At 73.4% G+C, this 12,068-nt stretch carries 4 protein-coding genes and 1 pseudogene; 1 reads left to right on the top strand and 4 read right to left on the bottom strand.

From position 1 onward, the window contains the following. Positions 1–137: 137 nt before the first annotated feature. Positions 138–686: pseudogene (locus ACFV6I_RS26800) on the top strand (tetratricopeptide repeat protein); the annotation flags it as partial. Between the two features lie 84 nt (positions 687–770). Here ACFV6I_RS26800 and ACFV6I_RS26795 read toward each other — a convergent pair. The 4 genes from ACFV6I_RS26795 to ACFV6I_RS26780 all read right to left on the bottom strand — a co-directional run. After that, positions 771–1,007: a hypothetical protein gene (locus tag ACFV6I_RS26795; RefSeq protein ID WP_063350324.1), complete on the bottom strand. Its 237-nt coding sequence runs from the start codon at positions 1,005–1,007 to the stop codon at positions 771–773. A gap of 162 nt (positions 1,008–1,169) precedes the next feature. Beyond that, positions 1,170–1,985, bottom strand: a complete 816-nt coding sequence (gene ddaH / locus ACFV6I_RS26790) for a dimethylargininase (protein ID WP_380428102.1) — start codon at positions 1,983–1,985, stop codon at positions 1,170–1,172. 101 nt (positions 1,986–2,086) lie between these two features. Then, complete coding sequence (locus ACFV6I_RS26785; RefSeq protein ID WP_380345948.1) at positions 2,087–3,409, bottom strand: MFS transporter; 1,323 nt, start codon at positions 3,407–3,409, stop codon at positions 2,087–2,089. A gap of 6 nt (positions 3,410–3,415) precedes the next feature. Then, positions 3,416–12,068: amino acid adenylation domain-containing protein (locus ACFV6I_RS26780; protein ID WP_380428100.1), on the bottom strand; the 8,653-nt coding region annotated here is incomplete at its 5' end.

Genomic DNA, 12,068 nt, shown 5'->3' with positions numbered 1-12,068 from the left:
CCGGGGGGGGGGCGTGGGTCCGGGGGGCCCCCGCGGGGGGGGCCGGGGTGCGCGGGGGGGGGGCCGCCGCCCCCTAACCGCTCGGCCCCGCGGCGCCCGCCCCCGCGCCCCCCCCCCACGACGATCCCGGCCGGGCGTACACGCTGTACGTACTGGGGCTGGCACTGCACAGGCTGGGGCAGCACGAGGAGGCCGTCACCTGGTTCGGCGAGTGCCTGGCGGTGGCCTCGGCGGCCGGGCTGCGGGCCCGGGCCGCGCACGCCCGCTACCGGATGGCGGACAGTCTGCGCTCGCTGGGCCGGACGGACGAGGCGCTGGAGCACGCCGGGCAGGCGCTGACGCTGTGCGAGGAACTGGGGGCCAAGCGGGACCAGGGCCACGCGCTGGTGGTGCTGGGCCGGACGCTGGCGGACCTCGGGCGGGAGGCCGCGGCGTGGGGCCGGCTGCGGGAGGCGCACCGGATCTTCGTCCGGCTGGGGCTGCCGGAGGCGGAGGAGGTGGCGGGGCTGCTGCCCCGGGGGGAGGGTTCGAACCCTCCGGCCGCTACGGCTGCTTCGGGCTCTTCGGCCTCTTCGGCCGCTTCGGCTCCGTCGACGCCGGCGGCTCCGTCCGTCTCGGATGGGCGTCGGGGCGGTGGCCGGGGGGCGGCGGGTGCTCCGGTGACGAGCTGCGGGCCGGGCCGCTGACGAGCTGATGACCAGCTACTGAAGAATCGATCCTGCCGCTGTTCCGGTGCGGTCTGGAGCCGGTGCGGTCTGGAACCGGTGCGGTCAGGAACCGGTGCTGTTCCAGTCGCCGGTGCTGCCGTGGACGGTGCCGGTGGGGCTGGGCTGGGCGGGGGTGGGCGTCGGCGTCGCGCCGCCGCTCACCACCGTCGCCGTCCCGGTGCCGGCCGTCTCCGCCACGGCGGCCGTGGCGGAGAGACCGGCACCCAGGGCGACGGCCACCCCGAGACCGACCGTGAACAGGCGGAGGCGGATGGGGGCGGTGGCCGGACGCTGCGTCATCTCTGGTGCTCCCTTGGCTCGCTTCCCTGGTGGGGAAGGGCTTCCGTCGTGGTGTGGCACCAGTCTGGCCGGGGGCGTTCAACGGCGGATCTACAACCGAGCACCGGTGATCACTGCCGCCCACTCAGGCCGCCCGCTCAGGCCACCCGTCGAGGCTGCCGTTCAGGCCGCCGCGCGGATCTCCAGGGTGCAGCACTTCACGCTGCCACCGCCCTTGAGCAGCTCGCTGAGGTCCATCCCGATCGGCCGGAATCCGCGCTCGCGCAGCCGCGCGGCCAGGCCGACGGCCGCCTCCGGCAGCACCACGTGCAGGCCGTCGCTCACGGCGTTGAGGCCGAACACCGCCGCGTCGGCGCCGTCCACCAGCAGGGCGTCGGGGAACAGCCGGCCCAGCACCTCGCGGCTGCCCGCGGAGAAGGCCTCCGGGTTGTACATGATCTCGTCGCCGTCCAGCACGGCCAGCGCGGTGTCCAGGTGGTAGTAGCGCGGGTCGATCAGCTCCAGGCCGATCACCGGGCGCCCGAAGAACTCCTGGGCCTCCGCGTGCCCGTCGGCCACGCTGCGGAAGCCCCGCCCGGCCAGCACGGAGCCCGCGGTCAGCAGCAGGTCCCCCTCGCCCTCGTTGACGTGCTCCGGATCGTGCAGCTCGGGGTAGCCGTTGGCGCGGAACCACTCCAGGTAGGCGGGGCCCTCGGCGGCCCGCTCGGCGTTGCGGAAGCGGGCGCCGAGCACCTTGCCGTCCACCACGGTGGCGCCGTTGGCCGCGTAGACCATGTCGGGCAGGCCCGGGATCGGGTCGATCAGGTCGACCCGGTGACCGAGCTCCTGGTAGAGCGCGTACAGCCGCTCCCACTGCGCCACGGCGAGCCCGGTGTCGACCGGCTTCGCCGGGTCCATCCACGGGTTGATCGCGTAGGTGACCTCGAAGTGGGTCGGACGGCACATCAGGTAGTGGCGCGGGCGGGCGGTGCGGGTCATCGGGGGACTCCGGGGTGAGGGATCGGGCGGGCGGGGCGGGGTGTGCGGGGTCGGACGGTGGGCTCAGACGGCGGGGTCGGACGGCGGGTCAGACGGCGAGGTCAGACGGCGGGCTCGGGCCGCGCGTCGTCGGCACGGTGGTCGCCGTGCTCGGGGCGCGCCGGGAAGTCGCGCATTCCGCGCAGCGGGCTCGCCAGCAGCACGGCGCCTGCGGACAGCAGCACGCCCGCCATGATCCAGATCGTGGTGCGCGGGCCCAGCACCTCGCCGAGCCAGCCGCCGAGCAGGGCGCCGAGGGGGATCGCGCTGTAGTTGACGGTCGAGGCGCTGGCCCTGATCCGCCCGATCATCGCGGGCGGGCAGTAGGACTGGTAGAAACTGCCGGCCAGCACGTTCCCGGCCACGACGCCGCAGACGGCCACCGACCACGCGAGCGCGCTGACCGCGAGCGGCAGTTGGTCGCCGGCCATCGGCAGCAGGAAGATGAAGGGCGCGACCACCAGCTCGCACAGCAGCAGCCCGCGGGCGCTGCCCAGCCGCCGGGCCAGCCGCCCGGCCACCGCCGCGCCGGCCAGCCCGCCGATGCTCACCACCGCGAACACCAGGCCCACCTCGCCGGATCCGATGCCGACGCTGCGCACCAGGAAGACCGTCTGGACGGCCTGGATGCCGTTCAGCCCGAGGTTGCCGACCGCACCGAAGCAGGCCAGCGTCCGCAGGTACGGGTCGCGGGCCAGAAAGCCCACGCCCTCGCCGATCTCCTTCAGGATGCCCCGCCGCTGCGACGGCGGCGGAGGCTGCTCCACCACGGTGATCCGGGCAACGCAGACCGCCGAGACGAGGTAGCTCACCGCGTCGGCGAGCAGGCCGCTGGTCGCGCCGAAGACCTGCGACAGCAGGCCGGCCGCACCGGGACCGGCGATCTCCACCGCCGACTCCCCGGAACGCAGCTTGACGTTCGCCTCCAGCACGTCCTCCTTGGCCACCAGCGACGGGAGCACCGCCCCGTACGCGGTGGAGAAGAACACCTTCACCCCGCCGGTCAGCAGGGCCACCAGCACCAGTTGGGCCATGGTCAGCACACCGAGCCAGCCGGCCACCGGCACGCTGACGAACAGGACGAGCAGCAGCAGGTCGCAGACCAGCATCACCCGCAGCTTGGGCCAGCGGTCCACCCAGGCACCGGCCGGCAGCCCGAGGAAGAGCCAGGGCAGCCAGGCCGAGGCGGTCAGCAGGCCGACCGCGAGCGGGCTGGCGTGCAGGGTGACGACGGCCACCAGGGCCAGCGCCACGTTGCCGACCGCCGTACCGAGACCGCTGGTGGTCTCACCGATCCAGAGCCGACGGAAGTCGGCCTGGGCCCACAGCCCCCAGCGGCTGCGGGACGGCTCCGGCGGAGCCATGGCGGGGGTGGTGACGGACATCGCGGGTCACTCTCCAAGCTTCTCGGCGAGCACGGAGGCGATCCGTGCGAGGGGTTCCGGACGGGTCAGCTCGCCGTGCGCGCAGGCGAGGCGGTGGGGCTCGATCCGGCCGTCCAGGTACGGCCGCCAGGACCGTTCGTAGGGCCAGTCGGCGGGCTTGTCGAGGGTCGCGCCGAAGAAGACGGCGTCGCCCCGGTAGCGGCCGGGCACGTGCTCGGCCATGAGTTTGCGGTGCCGCTCGAACATGCCGGGCAGCTCGACGGCGGCCTCCCCCAGGACGGCGGCCAGCTCGGCCTGGCCGCGCCCGGCCTCCGGGTCGTAGCCCAGTGACAGCAGCAACTCGGCCAGGGTGTCGACGGGTTCGTCCTCCTCCGGCCCGTCGACGGCCGCCGGACCGTGGCCGGTGACCGGTGCGCCGTCGAGCAGGGCGAGCACACCGACCGGTGCGCCCTCGGCCTGGAGCCGGACGGCCATCTCCTGCGCGACGACCGCCCCGAAGGACCAGCCGAGCAGGTGGTACGGGCCGGACGGCCACACCGCCCGGATCTGCCGCACGTAGTCCTCGGCGATCTCGGCGACGCTCGCCGGTGCCTCCCCGCGCAGGCCGCGGGCCTGCAGACCGTAGACCGGCCGGTCGGCGCCGAGGTGCGGCAGCAGGCCGGAGTAGACCCAGCTGATGCCGGCGGCCGGGTGGACGCAGAACAGCGGGGCCAGGCCGCCACCGGTGCGCAGCGGCAGCAGCACGTCCAGGGCGTCGGCGGCCGGCCCGGCACCGAGCCGACCGGCCAGTCCGGCGACGGTCGGGGCCTCGAACAGCGCGCGCATCCCGAGGTCGGCGCCGAGGGCGGCACGGATCCGGGCGAGCAGCTTCATCGCGAGCAGGGAGTGACCGCCGAGCGCGAAGAAGTCGTCGTCGATGCCGACCCCGGCTATCCCCAGGACCTCGGCGAACAGCCCGCAGAGGACCCGTTCCTGTTCGGTGCGCGGCGCGCGGCCCCCGGCGAGTTCGGCGAAGTCCGGGGCGGGCAGGGCCCGGTGGTCGAGCTTGCCGCTGCCGGTGAGCGGCAGCGCGTCGAGCGGGACGACGGCGGCCGGCACCATGTAGCCGGGCAGGAACCCGCCCGCGAAGGCCCGCAGACCTGCCTGGTCCAGCCGGCCGTCGGCCACCACGTAGGCGACCAGACGAGTGCCCGCTGCCCGGTCCTCGACCGGGCGGACGACGGCCCCCGACACCCGGGGGTGCCGCCTCAGGACCTGTTCGATCTCGCCGAGTTCGATCCGGAAGCCGCGGATCTTGACCTGCTGGTCGGTGCGGCCCAGGTACTCCAGCTCACCCTCGCGGGAGCGGCGCACCAGGTCGCCCGTGCGGTACATCCTCTCCCCGGACGCGAACGGGCAGGCCACGAACCGCTCCGCGGTCAGCCCCGGCCGGTTCAGATACCCCCGGGCCAGACCCGCCCCCGCCAAGTACAGCTCGCCGGGCACCCCGGCCGGCACCGGGTTCAGCCACTCGTCCAGCACATAGGCATGCGTCCCGGCGACCGTACGGCCCAGCACCGGCTGCTCCGTGGCGGCCAGCGGGTGGACGAGCGTGTCCACCGTCGCCTCCGTCGGGCCGTACAGGTTGTACGCCTCCGTCGCCGGCGCCTCCCGCAACCGCGACCACAGGGCCTGGCCCACCGCCTCACCACCGAGCAGCAACAGCTCCGGCGCCGACTCGGCCAACAACCCCTCCTCCACCAGCTGCTCGGCGAAGGACGGCGTCACCTCCAGCACCCCGATACCGCGCTCGCGGACATGGCGCACCAGCGCTGCCGCGTCCCGGCGCACCTCATCACCGATCAGGTGCAGCTCATGCCCGGCCACCAGCCACAACAAGCCGTCCCAGGAAGCGTCGAAGCACAACGACGCCGTCAACGCCACCCGCGACCGCACCCGACCCGCCATCACACCGGTGCGATGCGCCGCCAACAGAGCGGCCAGGCTCCCGTGGGACACCACCACGCCCTTCGGACGACCCGTCGAACCCGACGTGTGAATCACATACGCCGCATCCTGCGCGGTGACGCGGGGGGCCGGATCGCTCTCGGGGCCGGGGCCGTCCTCGGTGACGTCCAGCGTCCGCAGGCCCGCCAGGACCTCGGGCAGCGGCCACCGCGGGTCGGTCAGTACCAGCGACGGACGGGAGTCCGCCAGGGTGTCGGCGGTGCGGTCGGCGGGGTACTCGGCGTCCAGCGGCAGGTACACCCCGCCGGCCTTCAACACCGCCAGCAACCCCACCACCGACTCCACCGAACGCGGCAGCGCCAGCGCCACACCCGACTCCGGCCCCACGCCCGCAGCGATCAGCCGATGCGCCAGCCGATTCGCCCGCACATTCAACTCGGCGAAGGTCAACGTCTCGGCGCCGCACACCAGCGCCACCGCCTCCGGAGTCCGCGCAGCCTGTGCCTCGAACACCTCCGGCACCAGCGGCACCCGCGACGGCAGCGACGTGAACCCGCCACCCACCAGCCCGGCCCGCTCCTCCGCCGCCAACAACTCCACCCGGCCCACCGGCAGTTCCGGGCGCTCCACCACGGCCCGCAGCAACCGCCCGAACCGCACCGCCAGCGACTCCACCGTCTCCCGGTCGAACAGATCCGTCGCGAAGTCGATCGCGCATTCCAGGCCGGCGGGCTCGCCGTCCGCGTCGAAGGTCTCGCCCATGCCGATGCTCAGATCGAACTTGGCCACCGATCCGGCCGTCGACTGCACGGTGGCGGGCAGGGCGCCGAGGATGAGCGGCGCCGAGGCCGTCCGGTCGCCTTCCAGCAGCAGCATCACCTGGAAGAGGGGGTGGCGGGCCAGCGACCGGGCCGGGTTCAGCTCCTCCACCAGACGCTCGAACGGCACGTCCTGGTGCCCGAACGCCCCCAGATCCGACTCCCGCACCCGACCCAGCAACTCCGCGAAACTCGGGTCACCCGCCGTATCGGTGCGCAGCACCAGCGTGTTGACGAAGAACCCGACCAACTCGTCCAACGCCTCATCCGAACGACCCGCCACCACCGTGCCGATCGGCACATCCGTCCCCGCACCCAACCGGGTCAACAACGCCGCCAACGCCGCCTGCACCGTCATGAACAACGTCACCCGATGCGCACGCGACAACCCCACCAACCCACGATGCAACTCCACACCCAACGGCAGCACCACCCGGTCGCCCCGGTGCGACGCCACCACACCACGCGCACGATCCACCGGCAACGCCAACTCCTCCGGAAGATCGGTCAAGACCCCGCGCCAGTAGTCGAGTTGACGCGACAGCAGGCCGCTCTCGTCCGACTCCTCCCCCAGCAGCCGGCGCTGCCAGAGCGCGTAGTCCGCGTACTGCACCGGCAGCGGCTCCACCACCGGCACCCCGCCCCCGGACCGCACCCCGTACGCCGTCGACAGATCCCGCAGCAGCGGACCCATCGACCAGCCGTCACCGGCGATGTGGTGCAGCACCAGCACCAGCAGGTCTCCGTCGGACCCGCCCGGAATCACCTGGACGCGCATGGGCAGGTCGGCGGACAGGTCGAACGGCCGGTCGACGCAGCTCTCGGGGTCGGTGCCCACGGGCAGGACCTCGACGGTGACCCGGGCCTCCTCGGGCGGCAGGATCCGCTGGTACGGCTCGCCGTCCACCTCGGCCACGAGCGTGCGCAAACTCTCGTGCCGCGCCACCACATCACCCAGCGCCGCCTCCAGCGCCGCCACATCCAGCCCACCGCCCAAGCGGAGCAGCACGGGGAGGTTGTAGAGCCCGCTCGGGCCCTCCATCCGGTCGATCAGCCACAACCGCTGCTGCGCGAACGACAACGGCACCCGCTCCGGACGCTCCGCCTCCGCCGACAGCACCAGACGACCGACCCCGGCACCCGAACGGGCCGCGAGCCCCGCCACCGTCGGCGCCTCGAACACATCCCGCACCCCCAGCTCCACCCCCAGCACCGACCGCACCCGGCTCAACAACCGCGTCGCCAGCAGGGAATGACCACCGAGCGCGAAGAAGTCGTCGTCGATGCCGACCCCGGCGATCCCCAGGACCTCGGCGAACAGCCCGCAGAGGATCTCCTCCGCCGCCGTCCGCGCCGCCCGGCCACCCGCGAACTCCGCGAAGTCCGGCGCCGGCAGGGCCCGGTGGTCCACCTTTCCGCTGCCGGTGAGCGGCAGAGCGGTGAGCGGGACGACGGCGGCCGGCACCATGTAGCCGGGCAGTGCCCGGGCGACGAACTCCCGCAGGTCGAGGGCGATCCCAGGGATCTGCTCGGTCACCGCGCAGTAGGCCACCAGCCGGCGGTCGCCGTCGTCGCTCTCCCGGGTGGTGACGACCGCCTGGCGGACGGCGTCGTGGCGGACCAGCACCTGTTCGATCTCGCCGAGTTCGATCCGGAAGCCGCGGATCTTGACCTGCTGGTCGGTACGGCCCAGGTACTCCAACTCACCCTCGCGGGAGCGGCGCACCAGGTCGCCCGTGCGGTACATCCTCTCCCCGGACGCGAACGGGCAGGCCACGAACCGCTCAGCGGTCAGCCCCGGCCGGTTCAGATACCCCCGGGCCAGACCCGCCCCCGCCAAGTACAGCTCACCGGGCACCCCGGCCGGCACCGGGTTCAGCCACTCGTCCAGCACATAGGCATGCGTCCCGGCGACCGTACGGCCCAGCACCGGCTGCTCCGTCGCGGCCAGCGGGTGGACGAGCGTGTCCACCGTCGCCTCCGTCGGCCCGTACAGGTTGTACGCCTCCGTCGCCGGAGCCTCCCGCAGGGTGGTCCACAGGGCCTGGCCCACCGCCTCACCACCGAGCAGCAACAGCTCCGGCGCCGACTCGGCCAACAACCCCTCCTCCACCAGCTGTTCGGCGTAGGACGGCGTCACCTCCAGCACCCCGATACCGCACTCCCCGACATGGCGCACCAGCGCTGCCGCGTCCCGGCGCACCTCATCACCGACCAGGTGCAGCTCATGCCCGGCCATCAGCCACAACAGGCCGTCCCAGGAAGCGTCGAAGCACAACGACGCCGTCAACGCCACCCGCGACCGCACCCGACCCGCCATCACACCGGTGCGATGCGCCGCCAGCAGAGCAGCCAGGCTCCCGTGCGACACCACCACACCCTTCGGACGACCCGTCGAACCCGACGTGTGAATCACATACGCCGCGTCCCCGGCCGAAGCCCGCGCGACCGGGTCCGGCTCCGGACCGGCCACGTCACCGGCCTCCACCACGGTCAGCCCGGCCAGCAACTCCGGGTGCGGCCAGCGATCGTCGGTCACGGCGAGGACGGGCTGCGCGTCGGCGAGCGTATGGGCGATGCGGTCAGCGGGGTACTCGGCGTCCAGCGGCAGGTACACCCCGCCGGCCTTCAACACCGCCAGCAACCCCACCACCGACTCCACCGAACGCGGCAGCGCCAACGCCACACCCGACTCCGGCCCCACCCCCGCGGCAATCAGCCGATGCGCCAGCCGATTCGCCCGCACATTCAACTCGGCGAACGTCAACGTCTCGGCGCCGCACACCAGCGCCACCGCCTCCGGAGTCCGCGCGACCTGTGCCTCGAACACCTCCGGCACCAGCGACACCCGCGACGGCAACGACGTGAACCCGCCCCCCACCAGCCCGGCCCGCTCGTCCGCCGCCAACAACTCCACCCGCCCGACCGGCAGTTCCGGACTCTCCACCACCGCCCGCAGCAACCGCCCGAACCGCACCGCCAGCGACTCCACCGTCTCCCGGTCGAACAGATCCGTCGCGAAGTCGATCGCGCAGTCGATCCCGGCAGGTTCGCCGTCCGGGCCGAAGACCTCCTCCATGATCACGTTGAGGTCGAACTTGGCGACCCCGGTCCCGGCCGGCAGGGTCTCGACGCGCAGTCCGGGCAACTCCAGTTCGGCTTGCTCGTTGCTCTGCAGGACCAGCATCACCTGGAACAGGGGGTGGCGGGCCAACGACCGCGCCGGATTCAGCTCCTCCACCAGACGCTCGAACGGCACGTCCTGGTGCCCGAACGCCCCCAGATCCGACTCCCGCACCCGACCCAGCAACTCCGCGAAACTCGGGTCACCCGCCGTATCGGTGCGCAGCACCAGCGTGTTGACGAAGAACCCGACCAACTCGTCCAACGCCTCATCCGAACGACCCGCCACCACCGTGCCGATCGGCACATCCGTCCCCGCACCCAACCGGGTCAACAACGCCGCCAACGCCGCCTGCACCGTCATGAACAACGTCACCCGATGCGCACGCGACAACCCCACCAACCCACGATGCAACTCCACACCCAGCGGCAGCACCACCCGGTCACCCCGATGCGACGCCACCACACCACGCGCACGATCCACCGGCAACGCCAACTCCTCCGGAAGATCGGTCAAGACCCCGCGCCAGTAGTCGAGTTGACGTGACAGCAGGCCGCTCTCGTCCGACTCCTCCCCCAGCAGTCGGCGCTGCCAGAGCGCGTAGTCCGCGTACTGCACCGGCAGCGGCTCCACCACCGGCACCTCGCCCCCGGACCGGACCGCGTACGCCGTCGACAGATCCCGCAGCAGCGGACCCATCGACCAGCCGTCGCTGACGATGTGGTGCAGCACCAGGAGCAGCACGTGGCTCTCCTCGGCCGTCCTCAGCAGGGTCGCGCGGAAGGGGGGTTCGGCCGCCAGGTCGAAGGGGCGGCGGGACTCCTCGTCCACGGCGTCGGCCAGCGCGTCGGCCGGGCAGTCCCGGCGTTCGACGGCGACCCGGGCCTCCTCGGGCGGCAGGATCCGCTGGTAGGGCTCGCCGTCCGCCTCGGCCACGAGCGTGCGCAGGCTCTCGTGCCGCGTCACCACATCACCCAGCGCCGCCTCCAGCGCCGCCACGTCCAACTCGCCGCCCAGTCGCAGCGCGACCGGCACGTTGTAGAGCGCGCTGGGGCCCTCCATCCGGTCGATCAGCCACAACCGCTGCTGCGCGAACGACAGCGGCACCCGCTCCGGACGCTCGACGCCCCCCGACAGCACCGGCCGGCCGGCCGCCGCACCCGAACGGGCCGCGAGCCCCGCCACCGTCGGCGCCTCGAACACATCCCGCACCCCCAGCTCCACCCCCAGCACCGACCGCACCCGGCTCAACAGCCGCGTCGCCAGCAGGGAATGACCACCGAGCGCGAAGAAGTCGTCGTCGGCGCCCACCCGTTCGACGCCGAGGACCTCTGCGAACAGCCCGCAGAGGATCTCCTCCTCCGCCGTCCGCGCCGCCCGGCCACCCGCGAACTCCGCGAAGTCCGGCGCCGGGAGCGCGGAGCGGTCCAGCTTGCCGTTGGCGTTGAGCGGCAGCACCTCCAGCGCCACGAAGGCGGCCGGCACCATGTGGGCGGGCAGTTCGGCCGCGACGGCGGCGCGCAGCTCGGCCGGGTCCGACGCGGCCGGGCCGACCAGGTAGGCGACCAGCCGCGCCCCGCCCGGGCCCTGCTCGTACGGCAGCACCGCGGCCTGGAGCACCCCGGGCTGCGAGGTCAGCGCGGTCTCGATCTCGCCGAGTTCGATCCGGAAGCCGCGGATCTTGACCTGCTGGTCGGTGCGGCCCAGGTAGTCCAGGTCGCCGTCCGGGCGGCGGCGCACCAGGTCGCCGGTGCGGTACATCCTCTCCCCGGGCTCGAACGGGCAGGCCACGAACCGTTCGGCGGTCAGCTCCGGCCGGTTCAGGTAGCCCCGGGCCAGACCCGCCCCCGCCAGGTACAGCTCGCCGGGCACCCCGGCCGGCACCGGGTTCAACCGGGAGTCCAGCACGTAGGCGCGGAGGTTGCCGAGGGGGCGGCCGATCAGCGGGCGCTCGCTGTCGGCGAGGCGGTGGTACAGGGCGTCGACGGTGCACTCGGTCGGGCCGTACAGGTTGTACGCGATCAGGTCCGGGGCGTCCCGCAGGGTGGTCCACAGGGCCTGGCCGGTGGCCTCGCCTCCGAGCAGCAGCAGGGCCGGCGGGCAGCGGGTGAGCAGCCCCTCCTCGATCAGCTGGTCCGCGTAGGTGGGAGTGAGGTCGAGGACGTCGATCCCGGTGCGCTCGGCGTGGCGCACCAGCGCGGCGGCGTCGCGGCGCACGTCGTCGCCGATCAGGTGCAGCTCGTGCCCGGCCGCGAGCCAGAGGAAGCCCTCCAGGGAGGCGTCGAAGGACAGCGAGGCGGTGAGCGCGACCGTCAGCCGGCGGCCCGGCCGGGCTCGCTCGACGGCGGCCCCGACCTCGGCGCGGTGGAAGGCCAGCAGATTGGCGAAGTTGCCGCGGGAGACCACGACGCCCTTGGGCCTGCCGGTGGAGCCGGAGGTGTAGATGATGTAGGCGGCGTGCCCCGGGTGGGCGGTGCCGGGCAGGTCGTGGTCGTCGTGGAAGGCCCACAGCTCGTCGTCGACGGGCAGCACGGTGCGTCCGTCCAGCGACTCGGCGAGCGGCCAGCGGTGGTCGGTGAGCACGACCGCCGGGGCGGAGTCGGCCAGCATGTGGGCGATCCGCTCCGCCGGGTACTCCGGGTCCAGGGGCAGGAAGGCCGCGCCGGCCTTCAGTGTCGCCAGCGTGGCGACCACCGACTCCACCGAGCGCGGCACGGCGAGGGCGACCACGGTGTCCGGCCCGGCGCCCTCGTCGGCGAGGGCGCGGGCC

It is taken from the genome of Kitasatospora sp. NPDC059803 (assembly GCF_042732255.1).
In the GTDB taxonomy this organism is placed as follows: Bacteria; Actinomycetota; Actinomycetes; order Streptomycetales; family Streptomycetaceae; genus Kitasatospora.
This window is presented reverse-complemented; position numbering and strand designations above follow the sequence as displayed.